This is a genomic window from Pseudomonas sp. KBN12P06040 (assembly GCF_037574965.1).
GTDB lineage: Bacteria > Pseudomonadota > Gammaproteobacteria > Pseudomonadales > Pseudomonadaceae > Pseudomonas > Pseudomonas aeruginosa.
Window position 1 is genome coordinate 3710298 of the sequence record NZ_JBBELS010000001.1, and the last position, 17361, is coordinate 3727658.

At 67.7% G+C, this 17361-nt stretch carries 19 protein-coding genes; 10 read left to right on the plus strand and 9 right to left on the minus strand.

The annotated features are described in order from the left end of the window. Positions 1-56: 56 nt before the first annotated feature. The 8 genes from pscN to pscU are packed head-to-tail and all read left to right on the plus strand — an operon-like array spanning position 57 to position 6640. The gene (gene pscN, locus VQ067_RS17420) at positions 57-1379 is read left to right on the plus strand and encodes a SctN family type III secretion system ATPase PscN (RefSeq protein WP_004349099.1); all 1323 of its coding nucleotides are present in this window, start codon (positions 57-59) and stop codon (positions 1377-1379) included. Further along, the gene (gene pscO / locus VQ067_RS17425; protein ID WP_003109497.1) at positions 1376-1852 is read left to right on the plus strand and encodes a type III secretion system central stalk protein PscO; all 477 of its coding nucleotides are present in this window, start codon (positions 1376-1378) and stop codon (positions 1850-1852) included. The genes pscN and pscO overlap by 4 nt, the downstream gene beginning before the upstream one ends. Next, the gene (gene pscP / locus VQ067_RS17430) at positions 1840-2964 is read left to right on the plus strand and encodes a type III secretion system needle length determinant PscP (RefSeq protein WP_094226338.1); all 1125 of its coding nucleotides are present in this window, start codon (positions 1840-1842) and stop codon (positions 2962-2964) included. Before pscO ends, pscP begins: the two co-directional genes overlap by 13 nt. Further along, positions 2961-3890, plus strand: a complete 930-nt coding sequence (gene pscQ, locus VQ067_RS17435) for a SctQ family type III secretion system cytoplasmic ring protein PscQ (RefSeq protein ID WP_003132883.1) — start codon at positions 2961-2963, stop codon at positions 3888-3890. The genes pscP and pscQ overlap by 4 nt, the downstream gene beginning before the upstream one ends. After that, positions 3887-4546, plus strand: a complete 660-nt coding sequence (gene pscR / locus VQ067_RS17440; protein ID WP_003111622.1) for a SctR family type III secretion system export apparatus subunit PscR — start codon at positions 3887-3889, stop codon at positions 4544-4546. Before pscQ ends, pscR begins: the two co-directional genes overlap by 4 nt. Then, a complete protein-coding gene (gene pscS / locus VQ067_RS17445; RefSeq protein WP_021264587.1) occupies positions 4543-4809 on the plus strand; it encodes a SctS family type III secretion system export apparatus subunit PscS in 267 nt (88 codons plus the stop codon). The genes pscR and pscS overlap by 4 nt, the downstream gene beginning before the upstream one ends. Continuing rightward, a complete protein-coding gene (gene pscT / locus VQ067_RS17450) occupies positions 4806-5594 on the plus strand; it encodes a SctT family type III secretion system export apparatus subunit PscT (protein ID WP_021264586.1) in 789 nt (262 codons plus the stop codon). The genes pscS and pscT overlap by 4 nt, the downstream gene beginning before the upstream one ends. After that, on the plus strand, positions 5591-6640 hold the full coding sequence (gene pscU, locus VQ067_RS17455) for a SctU family type III secretion system export apparatus subunit PscU (protein ID WP_003087668.1): 1050 nt from the start codon (positions 5591-5593) through the stop codon (positions 6638-6640). Before pscT ends, pscU begins: the two co-directional genes overlap by 4 nt. A gap of 105 nt (positions 6641-6745) precedes the next feature. On the opposite strand, the gene VQ067_RS17460 is transcribed toward pscU, so the two are convergent. The 3 genes from VQ067_RS17460 to speE all read right to left on the minus strand — a co-directional run bounded on the left by VQ067_RS17460 (position 6746) and on the right by speE (position 10741). Next, positions 6746-8848, minus strand: coding sequence for an LTA synthase family protein (locus VQ067_RS17460; RefSeq protein WP_003087666.1), 2103 nt, complete (start codon positions 8846-8848; stop codon positions 6746-6748). A 2-nt stretch (positions 8849-8850) separates the two neighbouring features. Next, entirely contained in the window at positions 8851-9720 is an 870-nt protein-coding gene (locus tag VQ067_RS17465; RefSeq protein ID WP_003087664.1) for a YncE family protein, read from the minus strand. A 160-nt stretch (positions 9721-9880) separates the two neighbouring features. Beyond that, the gene (speE, locus tag VQ067_RS17470) at positions 9881-10741 is read right to left on the minus strand and encodes a polyamine aminopropyltransferase (protein ID WP_003103196.1); all 861 of its coding nucleotides are present in this window, start codon (positions 10739-10741) and stop codon (positions 9881-9883) included. A 147-nt stretch (positions 10742-10888) separates the two neighbouring features. Here speE and VQ067_RS17475 point away from each other — a divergent pair, with 147 nt between their 5' ends. Then, positions 10889-11782, plus strand: a complete 894-nt coding sequence (locus VQ067_RS17475; protein ID WP_003087659.1) for a DNA-3-methyladenine glycosylase family protein — start codon at positions 10889-10891, stop codon at positions 11780-11782. A gap of 15 nt (positions 11783-11797) precedes the next feature. Here VQ067_RS17475 and VQ067_RS17480 read toward each other — a convergent pair whose 3' ends face one another. The 6 genes from VQ067_RS17480 to aroC form a co-directional block, all read right to left on the minus strand. Continuing rightward, a complete protein-coding gene (locus VQ067_RS17480; protein ID WP_003087658.1) occupies positions 11798-11989 on the minus strand; it encodes a PLDc N-terminal domain-containing protein in 192 nt (63 codons plus the stop codon). 48 nt (positions 11990-12037) lie between these two features. After that, positions 12038-12715: an acireductone synthase gene (gene mtnC / locus VQ067_RS17485; protein ID WP_033991532.1), complete on the minus strand. Its 678-nt coding sequence runs from the start codon at positions 12713-12715 to the stop codon at positions 12038-12040. A gap of 71 nt (positions 12716-12786) precedes the next feature. After that, positions 12787-13332, minus strand: a complete 546-nt coding sequence (locus VQ067_RS17490; RefSeq protein ID WP_003087656.1) for a 1,2-dihydroxy-3-keto-5-methylthiopentene dioxygenase — start codon at positions 13330-13332, stop codon at positions 12787-12789. Then, positions 13329-13946 (minus strand): methylthioribulose 1-phosphate dehydratase, encoded by a 618-nt coding sequence (locus VQ067_RS17495; protein WP_003087655.1) that lies wholly within the window; start codon positions 13944-13946, stop codon positions 13329-13331. The genes VQ067_RS17490 and VQ067_RS17495 overlap by 4 nt, the downstream gene beginning before the upstream one ends. Continuing rightward, positions 13943-15094 carry an MFS transporter gene (locus VQ067_RS17500; RefSeq protein ID WP_003087654.1) on the minus strand — a complete coding sequence of 384 codons (1152 nt, stop codon included), beginning with the start codon at positions 15092-15094 and terminating at the stop codon, positions 13943-13945. The genes VQ067_RS17495 and VQ067_RS17500 overlap by 4 nt, the downstream gene beginning before the upstream one ends. Before the next feature lie 43 nt (positions 15095-15137). Beyond that, positions 15138-16229 carry a chorismate synthase gene (aroC, locus tag VQ067_RS17505; protein ID WP_003087653.1) on the minus strand — a complete coding sequence of 364 codons (1092 nt, stop codon included), beginning with the start codon at positions 16227-16229 and terminating at the stop codon, positions 15138-15140. A 107-nt stretch (positions 16230-16336) separates the two neighbouring features. Between aroC and VQ067_RS17510 the strand changes: the two genes are divergently transcribed. Next, the gene (locus VQ067_RS17510; protein ID WP_003132885.1) at positions 16337-17320 is read left to right on the plus strand and encodes an alpha/beta hydrolase; all 984 of its coding nucleotides are present in this window, start codon (positions 16337-16339) and stop codon (positions 17318-17320) included. Positions 17321-17361: the final 41 nt, after the last annotated feature.

The window sequence follows — 17361 nt, forward strand, 5'->3', positions numbered from 1 at the left end:
TCGTCGCGCGAGGCTTTCTCTATAGTGCGCGCCGACTCCAGCCGAACCGATCCGCCATGCCCGCGCCTCTCTCTCCTCTCATCGTCCGGATGCGCCACGCCATCGAAGGCTGCCGGCCGATCCAGATCCGCGGGCGGGTCACCCAGGTCACCGGAACCCTGCTCAAGGCCGTGGTGCCCGGCGTGCGCATCGGCGAACTCTGCCAGTTGCGCAATCCCGACCAGAGCCTGGCGCTGCTCGCCGAGGTCATCGGCTTCCAGCAGCACCAGGCGCTGCTCACCCCGCTCGGCGAGATGCTCGGGGTTTCCTCCAACACCGAAGTCAGCCCTACCGGCGGCATGCATCGCGTGGCGGTCGGCGAGCACCTGCTCGGGCAGGTGCTCGACGGCCTCGGCCGCCCCTTCGACGGCAGCCCGCCGGCCGAGCCGGCGGCCTGGTATCCGGTCTACCGGGATGCCCCGCCGCCGATGAGCCGGCGCCTGATAGAGCGGCCGCTATCGCTGGGTGTGCGCGCCATCGACGGCCTGCTGACCTGCGGCGAAGGCCAGCGCATGGGCATCTTCGCTGCCGCCGGCGGCGGCAAGAGCACCCTGCTGGCCAGCCTGGTGCGCAATGCCGAGGTGGATGTGACGGTACTCGCCCTGGTCGGCGAGCGCGGTCGCGAAGTCCGCGAGTTCATCGAAAGCGACCTCGGCGAACAGGGGCTGCGCCGCTCGGTGCTGGTGGTCGCCACTTCCGACCGACCGGCGATGGAGCGCGCCAAGGCCGGTTTCGTCGCCACCAGCATCGCCGAGTATTTCCGCGACCAGGGACGCCGCGTCCTGCTGCTGATGGACTCGCTGACCCGCTTCGCCAGGGCCCAGCGCGAAATCGGCCTGGCGGCCGGTGAACCGCCCACCCGCCGCGGCTATCCGCCATCGGTGTTCGCCGCGCTGCCACGCTTGATGGAGCGTGCCGGGCAATCCGAGCGGGGCTCGATCACCGCGCTCTACACCGTGCTGGTGGAAGGCGACGACATGAGCGAGCCGGTGGCCGACGAGACCCGCTCGATTCTCGACGGGCACATCGTGCTGTCGCGCAAGCTGGCCGCCGCCAACCACTATCCGGCCATCGACGTGCTGCACTCGGTGAGCCGGGTCATGAACCAGATCGTCGACGACGATCAGCGCCATGCGGCCGGACGCTTGCGCGAATGGCTGGCGAAGTACGAGGAAGTCGAGTTGCTGCTGAAGATCGGCGAATACCAGAAAGGCCAGGACAGTGAAGCCGACCGGGCCATCGAGAAGATCGGGGCGATCCGCCAGTGGCTGCGCCAGGGTACCCACGAAACCAGCGATTACGCACAGGCCTGCGCGCAGTTGCGGAGCCTCTGCGCATGAGCCTGGCGCTGCTGTTGCGCGTCCGACGCCTGCGCCTGGACCGGGCCGAGCGCGCCCAGGGCCGCCAATTGCTACGGGTTCGCGCCGCGGCGCAGGAACACACCGAGCGCCAGGCGGCACAACGGGACTACCGCGACTGGCGACTGGCCGAAGAGCAACGGCTGTTTCTCGCCTGCCAGGCGGCCATGCTCGACCGCCGGCGCCTGGAAGCCTGGCAGCAGCAGGTAGGGCTGCTGCGGGAAAAGGAAGCCGGCCTGGAACAGGACTGCGCCGAGACCGCGCAGCGCCTCGAAGGGGAGCGCGAGCGCCTGCGGCAGTGCCGGCGAGAACTGCTGGAACGCCAGCGGCAACTGGAGAAGTTCGCCGAACTGGAGCGCCACGTCGACGCCGAGCGCCAGGGGCTGCGCGAACGCAGCGAGGAAGGCGAACTGGAAGAATTCACCCGCCACGAGACCTGGCCATGCTCAAGCTGAACGCCGTGGATACGGCTCCGCTCGTGTCGTCCGACACCCCTGCCCCCCTTCCGCCGCTGCGCGCGCAGCAGATCGCCTTCGAACAGGCCCTGCCCGCGCACCGACCGCCGGCGCCCAGGCCACCGTTCGACAAGGGCGACGAAACGACAGAGGCCGAAGAGCCCGCCGCGACAGCCGACGCGCCGACCTCGACGCCTCTCGCCGACCAGCCCGCGGCGCCTGCCGCCGACCGGCCGCCGACCACTCGGCAAGCCCCCGTGCCAGTTGCCGCGGACGCAACGCCAACGCCAACGCCAACGCCAACGCCAACGCCAACGCCAACGCCAACGCCAACGCCAACGCCAACGCCAACAGTGTCGCCGTCCGGATCGGTAGCACGGCAAGCGCCGGCGGTCTCCGCGCGCGTCGCGGCGTCCACGCAAGCCCGGGAGCCGGCCAGCGTTTCGGCGCCTCCGGTCGACGAACCGCCGCTGGTGCCGGTGTCCTCCCACCCGCAAATCGCAGGTCGGACGCATGAGCGGCCGCAGCCCGGCCCCGGCTTCCCGGCGAAAGCCGCAGCCGAGGTCGCGCCCACGGCGCAGGCCAGTGCCCAGGCTTCGCCGCCCGCGCCGACAGGGGGCGGCGAAGGCCGCGGAGAGGAGCGTCGGAAACCCGGAGAAACCGATCCATCCGCACTGCCCCCCGACGACCAAGCGCCTGTGCCACTGCCTGCCATGCAAACCCCCGGCGACCGCCTGCTGGCACGCCTGCTGGCATCGAGCGGGAGCCGGCCACTGCCGCTGGCCGATCTCGCGCGCCTGCTCGATGCCGTGCAGGGGCGCATCCAGGTCGCCAGCGCAGCCGAAAGCCATGCGGCGCGCCTGCAGGTGCGACTGCCCCAGCTCGGCGCCGTGGAGGTGCAGGTCCTGCATGGCCATGGCCAGTTGCAGGTCGAGATCAGTGCCAGCCCCGGCAGCCTGGCGTTGCTCCAGCAAGCCCGTGGCGAGTTGCTCGAACGCCTGCAACGGCTGCATCCGGAACAACCGGTGCAACTCACCTTCAATCAGCAGCAGGACAGCGGCCAGCGCTCGCGGCAACGTCGCTACCTGCATGAAGAGTGGCAAGCCGAATGAACGGTGCGGACCTCGACCTGCCGCTCGCCAGCCGCGCCGAACTGGATCTCCAGCGACGTCTCGCACGTTGCCGTCGCCACTATGTCGGCAACGCTTTGCAAGCGCGCCTGGACATCGCCCAGGCCGCCCCCGACGTCGATCTCGAACTGAGCCTGGCGTGGGACGGCCTGCCCCTGCGCTTTCTCTGCCAGGCCCCGGCGCTGGCCCGCTGGCTCGCGCCGAACCTGCAGGAGGCAGCCTTCGCCAGCCTGCCGGCGGCCCTGCAACTGGCCTTGCTGGAGCGCGAAGGCAACGTCTTTCCCGGCCTGGTCTGGTACGGCCTGAGCCCGGCGCAACCACGCGCTGCGATGGGCCTGCGCCTGAGCCTGGAACGCGACGACCAGCGCCTGGCGCTCTGGCTCGACGGCGATCCGGCGACGCTGCTGGCACGCCTGCCGCCGCGCCCCTCGGCGCAACGCCTGGCCATACCGCTGCGCCTGTCGCTGCAATGGCCCGGCCTGCCGCTGGACGCCGGCGAGCTGCGCACCCTGGAGCCCGGCGACCTGTTGCTGCTGCCTGCCGGCCATCGCCCCGACGCAGCGCTGCTGGGGGTTCTCGAAGGACGCCCCTGGGCGCGCTGCCAACTCCACTCCACGCAACTGGAACTGCTCGACATGCACGACACCCCCTCCCTCGCCGACAGCGAGGACCTGCACGAACTCGACCAACTGCCGATCCCGGTCAGCTTCGAGGTCGGCCGCCGCACCCTGGACCTGCATACCCTCTCCACCCTGCAGCCAGGCTCGCTGCTCGATCTCGACTGTGCCCTGGACGGCGAAGTGCGCATCCTCGCCAACCAGCGCTGCCTCGGTATCGGCGAACTGGTCAGGCTCCAGGACCGGCTCGGGGTGCGCGTAACCCGCCTGTTCGGACACGACGAAGCATGATCCAGTTGCCCGACGAGCTCGGCCTGATCCTCGGCCTGGCCCTGCTCGCGCTGGTCCCGTTCATCGCGGTGATGGCGACCTCCTTCATCAAGATGACCGTGGTCTTCTCGCTGCTGCGCAACGCTCTGGGCGTCCAGCAGATTCCGCCGAACATGGCGATGTACGGGCTGGCGATCATCCTCAGCCTGTACGTGATGGCACCGGTCGGCTTCGCCACCCGCGACTACCTGCGCAACCACGACGTCAGCCTGAGCGACTCGGCATCGGTGGAACGCTTTCTCGACGAGGGCATGGCGCCCTACCGGAACTTCCTCAAGCGGCAGATCCAGGAGCGCGAACACACCTTCTTCATGGAAAGCACCCGCCAGGTCTGGCCCAGCGAATACGCCGAGCGGCTCGACCCGGACAGCCTGCTGATCCTGCTGCCGGCCTTCACCGTCAGCGAACTGACCCGTGCGTTCGAGATCGGCTTCCTGATCTACCTGCCCTTCATCGCCATCGACCTGATCATCTCCAACATCCTCCTGGCGATGGGCATGATGATGGTGTCGCCGATGACCATTTCCCTGCCGTTCAAGCTGCTCCTGTTCGTCCTCCTCGACGGCTGGGCGCGGCTGACCCACGGCCTGGTCATCAGCTACGGAGGCTGGCCATGAACAGTGCTGACATCCTCCACTTCACCAACCAGACCCTGTGGCTGGTGCTGGTCCTGTCGCTGCCGCCGGTACTGGTCGCGGCCCTGATCGGCACCCTGGTATCGCTGGTCCAGGCGCTCACCCAGATCCAGGAGCAGACCCTCGGCTTCGTCGCCAAGCTGGTGGCCGTGGTGGTGGTACTGTTCGCCACCAGCGGCTGGCTGGGCGGCGAGCTGTACCGTTTCGCCGAAATGACCCTGCTGAAGGTGCCGCTGGTGCGATGAGCGTCCAGGACCTGCAGCAACTGCTGCTGACCTACAGCCTGCTGCTGCCGCGGATCATCAGTTGCTTCGTGGTCCTGCCGGTGCTGGCCAAGCAGACCCTGGGCGGCGGCCTGGTGCGCAACGGCGTGGCCTGCTCGCTGGCGCTGTTCGCCTACCCGATCGTCGCCGGCAGCCTGCCGCCGGCCCTCGGCGCGCTGGACATCGCCCTGCTGATCGGCAAGGAAGTGCTGCTCGGCCTGCTCATCGGCTTCGTCGCCACCATTCCCTTCTGGGCCATGGAAGCGACCGGCTTCATCATCGACAACCAGCGTGGCGCGGCACTCGCCTCGACCCTCAACCCCAGCCTGGGCAGCCAGACCAGCCCCACCGGGCTGCTGCTGACGCAGACGCTGATCACCCTGTTCTTCTCCGGCGGCGCCTTCCTCGCGCTGGTCGGCTCGCTGTTCAGGAGCTATGCCAGTTGGCCGGTGAGCAGTTTCTTCCCGCAGTTCGGCAGCCAATGGGTGGCATTCTTCTACGCGCAGTTCTCGCAGATGCTGATGCTCTGCGCGCTGTTCGCCGCGCCGCTGCTGATCGCCATGTTCCTCGCCGAGTTCGGCCTGGCGCTGGTCAGCCGCTTCGCCCCGTCGCTGAACGTGTTCATCCTCGCCATGCCGATCAAGAGCCTGGTCGCCAGCCTGCTGCTGGTGCTCTACCTGGGCATCCTCATGGAGCACGCCTACGATGCCCTGCTGCTCGCCGTCGACCCGCCGCGCCTGCTGCGTCCCGTGCTGGAGACGCCATGAGCGCCGAGAAGACCGAGCAGCCCACGGCGAAGAAGCTGCGCGACGCCCGCCGGCAGGGCCAGGTGGTGAAGAGCAAGGAAATTGTCTCCAGCGCGTTGATCCTGTCGCTGGTGGCGCTGCTGATGGGCTTTTCCGACTACTACCTGGAGCATCTCGGCAAGCTGCTCCTGCTGCCCGCCGAGTACATCGACCTGCCGTTTCGCCAGGCGCTGGAGACCATCCTGGAGAACCTTCTCCAGGAACTCCTCTACCTGCTGGCGCCGGTCCTGCTGGTCGCGGCGCTGGTGGTGGTGCTCAGCCATGTCGGCCAGTACGGCTTCCTGCTCAGCCTCGACAGCGTCAAGCCGGACCTGAAGAAGATCAACCCGGTGGAGGGCGCGAAGAAGATCTTCTCGATCCGGAGCCTGGTGGAGTTCCTCAAGTCGACCCTGAAGGTCGCCCTGCTCTCCCTGCTGGTCTGGCTGACCTTGCAGGGCAACCTGGCCAGCCTCCTGCGGATTCCCGCCTGCGGGCTGGACTGCGTGGCACCGGTGAGCGGGCTGATGCTCAGGCAACTGATGCTGGTCTGCGCGGTCGGCTTCCTGGCGATTGCCGTCGCCGACTACGCCTTCGAACGCCACCAGCACTACAAGCAGTTGCGCATGAGCAAGGACGAAGTGAAGCGCGAGTACAAGGAGATGGAGGGCAGCCCGGAGATCAAGAGCAAGCGCCGGCAATTCCATCAGGAACTGCAATCGAGCAACCTGCGCGCGGATGTCCGGCGTTCCTCGGTGATCGTCGCCAACCCGACCCACGTCGCCATCGGCATACGCTATCGACGCGGCGAAACACCCCTGCCGCTGATCACCCTGAAGCACACCGACGCCCTGGCCCTGCGGGTCCGGCGCATCGCCGAGGAAGAAGGAATCCCGGTGCTGCAACGAGTTCCGCTGGCACGGGCGCTGCTGCGCGACGGCAATGTCGACCAGTACATACCGGCGGACCTGATCCAGGCCACCGCCGAAGTCCTGCGCTGGCTGGAAAGCCAGCAGACGGATACACCCTGAACGCTATCGGGCAGGGCGGCCGCCTCGGCACCGGCAACGCAAGACGCTGCGACCTGGCGCCGAAAAAAAGGGGCCCGAAGGCCCCTTTCTCATGCTTGCTACGGGTCAGTCCTTGTCCGGGATCCCGTGTACCACGCCCGCGGTATTCTCCAGCAGGCTCTTGGTCGCGGTCTGGATGAACGACTCCAGCTTCTTCTGTAGCTCGGCCTGGTCCGGCACGTCCTTGGTGATCACCGCCTTGGCATCGCCGCCCAGCTGGTAATCGTAGACGCGCACGTCACCGTCCTTCGGCCGCACCAGGATGCGGTTGCCGGAGACGATGGCGACGTTCTGCTCGCTGCCCGACGGCTTGATCACGCCGAAGCCCTTGTCGCCTTCCGGCAGGTTCAGCAGGTCGCGGCCCCAGCACTGGTGGACGGTCTCGCCGCCGAGCAGGCCCATGATGGTCGGCACGATGTCGACCTGGGTACCGACGGTCGGCAGGTGGGTACCGAACTTCTCCTGGATGCCGGGGGCGATCAGCAGCAGCGGCACGTTGAAGCGGTGCAGGTCCATCTCGGTGAGCTGCTCGGGGCTGCCGAAGCCATGGTCGCCGACCACCACGAAAAGGGTGTCCTTGTAGTACGGCGACTTCTTCGCCTTCTCGAAGAACTGGCCCAGCGCCCAGTCGGAATAGCGCATGGCGGTCAGGTGCTCGTCGAGCGAACCGTAGCCGGTCACGCGCTCCACCGGCAGGTCCTTCGGCAACGCGTAGGGCACGTGGTTGGAGAGGCTCTGCAACAGCGCATAGAACGGCTTGCCGGTGCTCGCCAGCTTGTCCAGCTCCTCGTTGCCACGGGCGAACATGTCCTGGTCGGAGACGCCCCAGGTCGGATCGGAGAACACCGGGTCGACATAGTCGTTGCGGCCGATGAAGGTGGTCATGCCCTGGTTGCTGAAGAAGCCGGACTGGTTGTCCCAGGCGAAATCGCCGTTGTAGACGTAGACGTCCTCGTACTGGCGGGCGCTGAGCAACTGCGGCAGGCCGGAGAACTTGTGGCCGCCCTCCGGGGTTTGCATCAGGTATTCGAAGCCCGGCAGGTTGGGGAAGCAGGCCATGGTGGCGAACATGCCCTGGTGGGTATGGGTGCCGTTGGAGAAGAACTGGGTGAACAGCAGGCCTTCCTTCGACAGCTTGTCGAAATACGGCGTGATGTTGCCCGGCGCGCCCAGGGCGCCGACATAGTGGCCGGCGAAGCTTTCCAGCAGGACCACCACCACGTTGCGGATCGGCAGGGTGTTCGCCGCCGGCGGGGTGAACTCGCGGCGCACCGCGGCCTCGTCGGCGTCCACCAGCTTGTCGTTGGGGGTCAGCAACATCTGCCGGGTGGTCTCCAGGGCGACCTTGTCGTCCAGGGTGGCCTTCCAGATGTTCGCGCGGTCTTCGGAGAAGCGCTCCTTGGCCGCCTTGACCAGGGTCAGGGTGCCGTTCAGGCCCAGTTGGTTGGCGAACATGGATTCGGTGGTGAAGGCATCGCCCCAGCGCAGCGGCGGGCCCTGGCGCAGGGTGCCGCGGGCGGCGAGGACGCAGACCAGCACGCAGAGGAACAGCACCACGCCGCGCACGTACCAGGGCGCGGCAGCGCCCGGCCGGGCGATCACGCTGTCTTCGCGGGGCTTGCGCTGGCTCGGGCGGGTCGCCAGGTCGATGGCCTTGAACACCCGGTACAGCACCCAGGTGGCGAAGGCCCAGGCCAGCAAGTAGCGGACCACCGGGAAGCCGTACCAGAGCATGCTCATGACGGTCTTCGGGTCTTCCGACATGTACTGGAAGACCAGGCTGTTCAGGCGCTGGTGGAACTCGCGGTAGAAGTCCAGTTCGAGTACGCCGAGGAACAGGGTGATGCTGGCGAACAGCGTCAACCATGTACGGAACAGGCCGCGAGCGGCCATCGCGCGTACCGCGAACAGCGACAGCACCAGCGGCGCCACGGCATAGACGACGACCCGCAGGTCGAAACGCACGCCGTTGCCGAACGCCTCGAGGAAGGTGCTCGCCGGGGTCGCGCCGATCAGTTCGCGGTTGTAGATCAGCAAGGCCAGGCGCAGCAGGCTGAACATGACCAGCAGCACCAGCGCGCTGAGCGCGGTGAACGCCAGGTGACTGCGGATGGTGGGCTGGAACAGCCGTGGGGGCGATTGGGTGGTTCGGACTTCCGTTTGGTCCATGTTTACAATTCGCTCTTCTGTCGTTCGATTTCGAGAATGCGGTCCCGCCCCTGCTCGGCCAGCAGGTAGCGGCCGGGCCCGATGGGCAGTAGGGACTGTGCGGAACGCAGGCGCCGTACGATCACCTGCAGCGGCCCGTCGGGCGGCAGCAGCAAGGCTCGCGCGTTATGCGTCGAGTCCTCGGTGATCCACAGGCCTTCGCTGTCGCACAGCAAAAAGCTCGGTGCATTCAGTCCGTTCAGCACCACCTCGTCCTCGGCCCCCTCATGCAGACGCATGACGTGGCCACGTTTCTTTTCCGTGTAGAAGACGCTTCCGTCCGGGCAGGCGGCCACCCCTTCGGAGCGCTGCAATCCCTCGCGCAGTACCGTCAGTCCGCCGGTCTCCGGGTCGTAGCGGAGAATCCGCCCGTCCAGGTCGCGATCCTCGGCGGCGTACAGGTAGCGGCCGTCGCTGGCGACGCCCTCCACCTGGATGCCGTCGAACAGCGGCCGGGCCTGCTGGGCATGCCACCAGAACACCGGCGAGGCGCCCTGCTCCTGGCTGATCGCGATGCCGTCGCGGAAGCTGGCCATGCCGTCGGGCTTGGACAGCCCGTCGAGCACCGTATCGCGGCTGCCATCGGCGGCGATGCGGAACACCAGGCCCTTGCCGTCCTGCAACTCCTGGCTCACGTAAAGCAGGCCGTCCGGGTCGCGGGCCAGGGCGCTGACGTGGGGAATGTCCTCGAGCACTACCCGGTAGGTCCAGCCGGATACGGTGGCCGCCGGGGCGAAACGTTGCCAGCCGAGGAAGGCCAGGGCGATGAAGAGGACGCTACCGAGCAGGCAGGAGACTACTACGCCGCTCTGGCGCAATCGTTTGGTCAGCATTCGATGCACTCAAGGACAAAACTGCCATTTATAGCCATGGCAACGGAAAAAAGCGCGCAGATTTTCCCGGATCGATTGTGAAAAAAATGTTAGCTGGCAGTAACAGGGGATGTCGGAGCGACGCATGAAAAAGGGCCTTGCGGCCCTTCCCGGTGAAGCGTCAGTCGTTGTCCTGCTTGCCGATGGCCTGCAGCACGTACTGCGGCAGAGCAAACGCGCCCAGGTGGATATCGGCGTTGTAGTAGCGGGTGGCGATGCCGCTGTCACGGAAGCGCTGGCGCAGCGTTTCCAGCGGAAGGCGACGCAGGCCTTCGCGGGTCGAGCCCCAGGCGAAGGTCATGGCGCCGCCGATATAGGTCGGCACCGCCGCCTGGTAGAAATGCCAGTCGGCGAACAACCCGTCGGTACGTGCGGCGGTGGTGCGCACTTCCTCCAGTTGCATGAACGGCGTGCCGTTCTGGGTGACCAGGATGCCGCCCTCGTTCAGGCAGCGCCGGCAGGCCTGGTAGAAGTTCTCGGAGAACAGCACCTCGCCAGGGCCGATCGGGTCGGTGGAGTCGGAGATGATCACGTCGAAGCGTTCTTCCGTGGTAGCCACGAAGCGCATGCCGTCGTCGATCACCAGGTTCAGCCGCGGGTCGTCGAAGGCGCCCTGGGAGTGGTTGGGCAGGAACTCCTTGCACATGTCGACCACGGTGCCGTCGATCTCGACCATGGTGATCCGCTCGACGCTCTTGTGCTTGGCCACCTCGCGCAGCATGCCGCCGTCGCCGCCGCCGATGATCAGGACGCGCCGGGCCGCGCCGTGGGCGAGGATCGGCACGTGGGTGAGCATCTCGTGGTAGATGAACTCGTCGGCCTCGGTGGTCTGGATCACTCCGTCGAGCGCCATCACCCGGCCCATCCGGGCGTTTTCGAAAATCACCAGGTGCTGGTGCTCGGTGCGCACCTCATGCAGCATGTTGTCGATGCTGAAGCGCTGGCCGTAGCCCTGGTACAGAGTTTCCTGATAATCGCTCATGGGCCGGGATCTCCCTGGTAAGGCTGCAATCTGGCAGCGGGACTTGCCCGCGCCGCGAAGAAAGGCGCGCATTCTACGCTGGCGGCAATGACAGGTCGAACCCCCCGGCGGATGGCGCCGGCTGCGCCGGACAGGTATCGTCTGCCCATGAGCCAGCCTACCTCTCCCCTCGTCCTGCACCTGCCCTACCAGTCACCCTGGGAATGGCGCCAGTTCCACCAGCATTTCGCCCTGCGCCTGCTCGCCGGTGTCGAAAGCCTGGGCGACGACCACTATGCCCGCAGCTTCCGGGCCAACGGCCGCCCGGCCTGGTTCGAGGTGCGACCGCTGGCGGAACGCCAGGTCCTGGCGCTGAGCCTCAGCCCGTCCGCCCATGCCCTGGCCGCCGAACTCGAGGCACGGGTCCGCCGGATGTTCGACCTGGACAGCGACCCGGCCGCCATCGCCCGGCATTTCGCCGGGGATCCCCTGCTCGGCCCGCTGGTGGCCGCCAATCCGGGGCTGCGCCTGCCGGTGGCCTTCGACCCCTTCGAACAGGCGGTGCGCGCCATCGTCGGCCAGCAGGTCACGGTGAAGGCCGCGGTGACCATCACCGGGCGCCTGATCCAGCGCCTCGGCGAGCCGCTGGAAAATCTCGGCTACGACGGCATCAGCCACCTGTTCCCGACACCCGCCGCGCTGGCGCAAGCCAACCTCGACGGCATCGGCATGCCCGGCAAGCGGGTACAGACGCTGCAACGCTTCGCCGCGGCGATCGCCTCGGGAGAGCTGAGCCTGGACCTGGCGGACGGCCCCGAGGCGCTGGTGGAGCGCCTCTGCGCGTTGCCCGGCATCGGCCCCTGGACCGCCGAATACATAGCCCTGCGTGCCATGGGCGAAGCCGACGCCTTCCCCGCCGCCGACCTCGGCCTGCTGAAATCCACGGTCTGGGGGCCGCAAGGCATCGATGCGCGCAGCCTCAAGGCCCGCGCCGAGGCCTGGCGGCCTTGGCGCGCCTACGCCGCCATCCACCTGTGGCACCACTACGCCGCAGGCGGCTAGCGCCGCGGCGGGAGGCTACAGCCTGACGTTGCCGCGCGGGCCGGCGATGGCCCAGATGATCAGGCCGAGCACCGGCAGGACGATGATCACCAGGACCCAGATGATCTTCATCCCGGTTTCCGCAGTGCTTTTCAGGATGTTGACGATGGCCCAGATATCCAGGGCCAGGATGACCAGGCTGATCAGCCCGCTGAGGGTGGAACCCATGGCGCGATGCTCCCGAGCAAGAGTGTTCCCTCAGGATAGCCGGCGCGCTCACTCCACGACGATGTCGGCGAAGCTGGCCACCGTCGGATGGCCGTCCAGGCTGCCGCCTTCGCGGGCCAGGCCGAGCGTGCGCATGCCCGCGTCGCGCGCGGCATCCAGCTCCTGCAGCACGTCGGAAAGGAAAAGGATTTCCGCGGCCGGCAGGCCGATGGCCCCGGCGATCCGCGCATAGGAGGCGCTTTCCCGCTTCGGCCCGCTGGTAGTGTCGAAGTAGCCGGAAAACAGCGGGCCCAGGTCGCCGGCCTCGGAACAGCCGAAGATCAGCTTCTGCGCCTGGATCGAGCCGGAGGAATAGACGTACAGGTCCAGCCCACGGGCCTTCCACTCGCGCAGCGCCTGCACCGCGTCCGGGTAGACGTGGCCCTTCAATTGACCGTCGCGGTAGCCCTGGGCCCAGACCATGCCTTGCAGGGCCTTCAGCGGCGTCGCCTTGCGGTCCTCGGCGATCCATTGCAGGAGGATCGCGATCGCCCGCTCGACATCGGCGTCCGCCTCACCGCTCTCGGCACGCACCGCCGCCAGTTGCGCGACTACCTCGGGCTCCCCGGCGTGTTCGCGGACGAAGTCCGGCAGGTGCCGGGCGGCATAGGGAAACAGCACGTCGAAAACGAAGCTGACCGCGCTGGTGGTGCCTTCGATGTCGGTGAGGATGGCTTTGATGGTCATGCGGACTCCGGATGAAACCGCCCCCGGCAGGACCGGGGGCGCGGATGGTGACGGATGGGACGGCGCCTCGCTCAGTCTTCCAGCAGGGGGAAGCGGCTGGCGATGTCGTCGCCGGTGAACTGGGCGACCCAGCCCTCCGGGTTGTTGAACAGGCGCACGGCGACGAAATGCGGGTGCTCGCCCATGTCGAACCAGTGGCGCGTGCCGGCCGGCACCGAGATCAGGTCGTTGCGCTCGCAGAGCACGGCGTAGACATGCTCCTCGATATGCAGGACGAACAGGCCGCGCCCGGCGACGAAGAAGCGCACCTCATCTTCGCCATGGCGGTGCTCGTCGAGGAACTTGGCGCGCAATTCGGCCTTCTGCGGGTGGTCGCTGTTCAGGCTGACCACGTCCACGGTGATGTAGCCGCGCTCGCGCTTGAGCCGCTCGATCTCGTGGGCGTAGGCGGCGATCACCTCGTCCTGGCTGGCGCCGGCGGCGATCGGCGCGGCGGCTTCCCAGCGTTCGAAACGGACGCCGACCTCGGCCAGGGTCGAAGCGATGTCCTCGGCATGGGTCAGCAGCTTCAGCGGCTGCTCCGGCTGGTTCTCGTGATAGACGGTAAGGCTGCTCATCGGCTCAGACTCAGTACTTTCAGTTCACACTCGAACAGAAACTCGAAAGCTTCCACCTGACGCAGGGCATCGCTCATGCGCGCACCCCAAGTGTACAGCCCGTGGCCGCGGATCAAATACCCCGGGCAGTGCGGATGCGCCTCCAGCCAGGGCTGCACGCGGCTGGCCAGGCGGGCGATGTCCTGGTCGTTGTCGAAGATCGGCACCTCGACCTGGCCTTCGTGGGTGGTGACCCCGGCGAAGGCTTTCTGCAGTTCGTAGTCCTGCAACACCAGGCGGTCGCCGCGGACCAGGCGGGAAAGCACGGTGGCATTCACCGAGTGGGTATGCAGCACTGCGCCGATCGCCGGGTTCCAGGCATACAGCTGGGTGTGCAGGAGGGTCTCCGCCGAGGGTTTCTTGCCCGGTTCCAGGCTGTTGCCGGCCAGGTCGGTGACCAGCACGTCGTCGAAGCCCAACTGGCCCTTGTGCTTGCCCGAGACGGTGAGCAGCGCGCGCTGTTCGTCCAGGCGCGCGGAGTAGTTGCTGCTGGTTGCCGGCGACCAGCCGCGGCCGTAGAGGAACCGGCCGGCGTCGATGATCTGCTGGGTCAGCTGTTCACGGTTGTCGTTCATGCCCGCACCTCTTGCAAACGGGTACTGATGATAGCGGCTGCCAGCAAGGCTGCCAGGCTGGCGATGGCGAAGGTCCAGGCAGGGCCCAGGCTGTTCCAGCTATAGCCGGAATACAGCGCGCCCAGGGCTCCGCCGGTACCGGCCAGCGCAGCATACAGGGCCTGGCCCTGGCCCTGCTGGCGCGGGCCGAAGCTACGCTGCACGAAATGGATGGCAGCCGCATGAAAACTGCCGAAGGTGGCGGCATGCAGCGTCTGGGCAAAGACCAGCAGCGCCAGGCTGTCGGCCAGGTTGCCGAGAAGCAGCCAGCGCAACGACGCCAGCAGGAAGCTCGCGGCCAGCACCTGGCGCAGGCTGAAACGTTGCAGCAGGCGTGGCATGGCGAGGAACAACATGACCTCGGCAACCACCCCCAGCGCCCAGAGCAGACCGATCAGCGCCCGGCTGTAGCCCAGCGATTCCAGGTGCAGGGTCAGGAAGGTGTAGTACGGCCCATGGGACAGCTGCATCAGGCACACGCACAGGTAGAACGCCAGCACGCCCGGCTGGCGCAACTGGGCGAGGAAGCCGCCCTCGCCTTCGCGCGGTTCGCGATGGGCCGGCTGGGCATTGGGCACCCACCAGCTGCACAGCACGATGCCGAGCATGATACCCAGCAGCGTCGCCGGGTAGACATCCAGGCTCAGGCGCTCGAACAGCGCGCCGAGACCGACCACGGTGCAGATGAAACCGATCGAGCCCCACAGGCGAATCCGGCTGTAGCTGGCGCTGCGCTCGCGCAGGTGGGCCAGGGTGATGACCTCGAACTGCGGCAGCACGGCGTGCCAGAAGAACGCGTGCAACGCCATCACCAAGGCCAGCCAGGCGTAGCTGTGGCTGACGAAGATCAGCGAGAAGCCCAGCGCCGTGCATACCGCGCCGAAGCGCACGATGGCCAGGCGCTGGCCGCTGCGGTCGCCCAGCCAGCCCCACAGGTTGGGCGCGACGCAACGCATCAGCATGGGAATCGCCACCAGCTCGCCGATGCGCGGGCTGGGGAAGCCCAGGTGATGGAAATACAGGGCGAGGAACGGCGCCGTGGCGCCGAGCAGGCTGAAATAGAAGAAATAGAAGCTGGACAGGCGCCAGTAGGGAACCGCGCTGGTCACGATCCGCCGTTCACCCGTCCCGCACCGCGGCCTGCCACAGCCCTCACAGCTGCGGCAGGACCGGCGTGTCGACGCGCACGTCGGCGTTCTGCCCACGCTGGCGCAGCAACTGGTCGAGCAGGACGATGGCCATCATCGCCTCGGCGATCGGCGTGGCGCGGATGCCGACGCACGGGTCGTGACGGCCTTTGGTGATCATGTCCACCGGCTCGCCGGCGGTATCGATCGAGCGCCCGGGAGTGGTGATGCTGGAGGTCGGCTTCAGCGCCAGGTGGGCGACGATCGGCTGGCCGGAGGAGATCCCGCCGAGGATGCCGCCGGCATTGTTCGACAGGAAGCCTTGCGGGGTCAGTTCGTCGCGGTGCTCGGTGCCGCGCTGGGCGATGCTGGCGAAGCCGGCGCCGATCTCCACGCCCTTCACCGCGTTGATGCTCATCAGCGCATGCGCCAGTTCGGCGTCCAGGCGGTCGAAGATCGGCTCGCCCAGGCCCGGCGGCACGCCTTCGGCAACCACGGTGATCTTCGCCCCGACCGAATCCTGGTCGCGGCGCAATTGGTCCATGTAGGCCTCCAGCTCCGGCACCTTGTCCGGGTCGGGGCTGAAGAAGGCATTCTGCTCGACGCTGTCCCAGCTCCTGAACGGAATCTCGATCGGCCCGAGCTGGCTCATGTAGCCGCGCACCTGGATGCCCAGGCCCGCCAGGTATTTCTTGGCGATAGCCCCGGCGGCCACGCGCATGGCGGTCTCGCGCGCCGAAGAACGGCCGCCGCCGCGGTAGTCGCGCACGCCGTACTTGTGGTGGTAGGTGTAGTCGGCGTGGGCCGGGCGGAACAGGTCCTTGATCGCCGAGTAGTCCTTGGACTTCTGGTCGGTGTTGCGGATCAGCAGGCCGATCGGCGTGCCGGTGGTCTTGCCCTCGAACACCCCGGAAAGAATCTCCACCTCGTCGGCTTCCTGGCGCTGGGTGGTGTGCCGGCTGGTGCCGGGCTTGCGCCGGTCGAGGTCGCGTTGCAGGTCCCGGGCGGACAGTTCCAGCCCCGGGGGGCACCCATCGACGATGGCGACCAGCGCCGGGCCGTGGCTTTCGCCTGCGGTGGTGACGGTGAAGAGCTTGCCGTAGGTGTTGCCGGACATGCGAGGCTCCGCGTGAGGACGAGAGGGAAAGACATCGGAGTATACCCGTCAAGGACGGGCCTGCGAACCTTCCCCGGAGGACGCGATCAAAGCGCTATCATCGGCCCATGAAGACCTCCATGCCGCGCGCCCTCCTCGCCCTGTTCTGCCTGCTCGCCAGCCTGGCCCACGCCGCTCCCAACAGCATCCTGCACCGCCCCTACGACCTGGACACCGGGCACGGCGTGCTGCGCGGCTCCTTGCTGCTGCCGCGCAGCGCCGTGCCGCCGCCGGTGGTCCTGCTGGTCGCCGGCTCCGGTCCCACCGACCGCGACGGCAACAACCCCTTCGGCGGCAACAACCGCTACCTGCTGCGTCTCGCCGAGGCCCTGGCCGAACGCGGAATCGCCAGCGTGCGCTACGACAAGCGGGGAGTCGCCCGCAGCCTGGCGGCGGCGCCGCGCGAGGAAGACCTCAGCGTCGGCGCCTATGTCGACGACGTGGTCGCCTGGAGCGAGCGGCTGGCCCGCGACCCGCGCTTCTCCCGGCTGATCCTGGTCGGCCATAGCGAAGGCGCGCTGATCGCCAGCCTGGCGGCGCCTCGCACGCCGGCCGAGGAATTGATCGCCATCGCCGGCAGCGGCCAACCCATCGACCGGGTGTTGCGCGAGCAACTGCGCGGTCGCCTGCCGCCGGCGCAACTGCGCCAGGCCGACTCGGTGCTGGCTTCGCTGAAGGCCGGCGAGACCCGCAGCGATATCCCGCCGGCGCTCTCCAGCCTGCTCCGACCCAGCGTGCAGCCGTACCTGATCTCGCTGTTCCGCGAAGACCCGGCCCGCGCGTTCGGCCGCCTGCGCATCCCGACCCTGATCGTCCAGGGCCGCAATGACATCCAGGTCGGCGTCGCCGACGCCAAGGCGCTCCAGCGGGCCAAGCCCGACTCGCAACTGGTGCTCATCGACGGCATGAACCACATCCTGCGGATCGCCCCGAGCACCGGTCTGCAGCAGCTTTCCGCCTACAACGACCCGAACCTGCCGCTGGCCCGGCAACTGGTCGAGGCGGTCAGCCGCTTCATCCTGCGCGGCGCAGACGCGGAAAAAGGCCGCTGAGCCGCTACAGAAATCGCTTCCCGCGCCGACAAGTTCTGAAA

What these genes read in the sequence shown, in the direction of transcription:
- pscN (WP_004349099.1), top strand. Translation starts at nt 57, where the DNA reads ATGCCCGCGCCTCTCTCTCCTCTCATCGTCCGGATGCGCCACGCCATC.
- pscO (WP_003109497.1), top strand. Translation starts at nt 1,376, where the DNA reads ATGAGCCTGGCGCTGCTGTTGCGCGTCCGACGCCTGCGCCTGGACCGG.
- pscP (WP_094226338.1), top strand. Translation starts at nt 1,840, where the DNA reads ATGCTCAAGCTGAACGCCGTGGATACGGCTCCGCTCGTGTCGTCCGAC.
- pscQ (WP_003132883.1), top strand. Translation starts at nt 2,961, where the DNA reads ATGAACGGTGCGGACCTCGACCTGCCGCTCGCCAGCCGCGCCGAACTG.
- pscR (WP_003111622.1), top strand. Translation starts at nt 3,887, where the DNA reads ATGATCCAGTTGCCCGACGAGCTCGGCCTGATCCTCGGCCTGGCCCTG.
- pscS (WP_021264587.1), top strand. Translation starts at nt 4,543, where the DNA reads ATGAACAGTGCTGACATCCTCCACTTCACCAACCAGACCCTGTGGCTG.
- pscT (WP_021264586.1), top strand. Translation starts at nt 4,806, where the DNA reads ATGAGCGTCCAGGACCTGCAGCAACTGCTGCTGACCTACAGCCTGCTG.
- pscU (WP_003087668.1), top strand. Translation starts at nt 5,591, where the DNA reads ATGAGCGCCGAGAAGACCGAGCAGCCCACGGCGAAGAAGCTGCGCGAC.
- VQ067_RS17460 (WP_003087666.1), bottom strand. Translation starts at nt 8,848, where the DNA reads ATGGACCAAACGGAAGTCCGAACCACCCAATCGCCCCCACGGCTGTTC.
- VQ067_RS17465 (WP_003087664.1), bottom strand. Translation starts at nt 9,720, where the DNA reads ATGCTGACCAAACGATTGCGCCAGAGCGGCGTAGTAGTCTCCTGCCTG.
- speE (WP_003103196.1), bottom strand. Translation starts at nt 10,741, where the DNA reads ATGAGCGATTATCAGGAAACTCTGTACCAGGGCTACGGCCAGCGCTTC.
- VQ067_RS17475 (WP_003087659.1), top strand. Translation starts at nt 10,889, where the DNA reads ATGAGCCAGCCTACCTCTCCCCTCGTCCTGCACCTGCCCTACCAGTCA.
- VQ067_RS17480 (WP_003087658.1), bottom strand. Translation starts at nt 11,989, where the DNA reads ATGGGTTCCACCCTCAGCGGGCTGATCAGCCTGGTCATCCTGGCCCTG.
- mtnC (WP_033991532.1), bottom strand. Translation starts at nt 12,715, where the DNA reads ATGACCATCAAAGCCATCCTCACCGACATCGAAGGCACCACCAGCGCG.
- VQ067_RS17490 (WP_003087656.1), bottom strand. Translation starts at nt 13,332, where the DNA reads ATGAGCAGCCTTACCGTCTATCACGAGAACCAGCCGGAGCAGCCGCTG.
- VQ067_RS17495 (WP_003087655.1), bottom strand. Translation starts at nt 13,946, where the DNA reads ATGAACGACAACCGTGAACAGCTGACCCAGCAGATCATCGACGCCGGC.
- aroC (WP_003087653.1), bottom strand. Translation starts at nt 16,229, where the DNA reads ATGTCCGGCAACACCTACGGCAAGCTCTTCACCGTCACCACCGCAGGC.
- VQ067_RS17510 (WP_003132885.1), top strand. Translation starts at nt 16,337, where the DNA reads ATGAAGACCTCCATGCCGCGCGCCCTCCTCGCCCTGTTCTGCCTGCTC.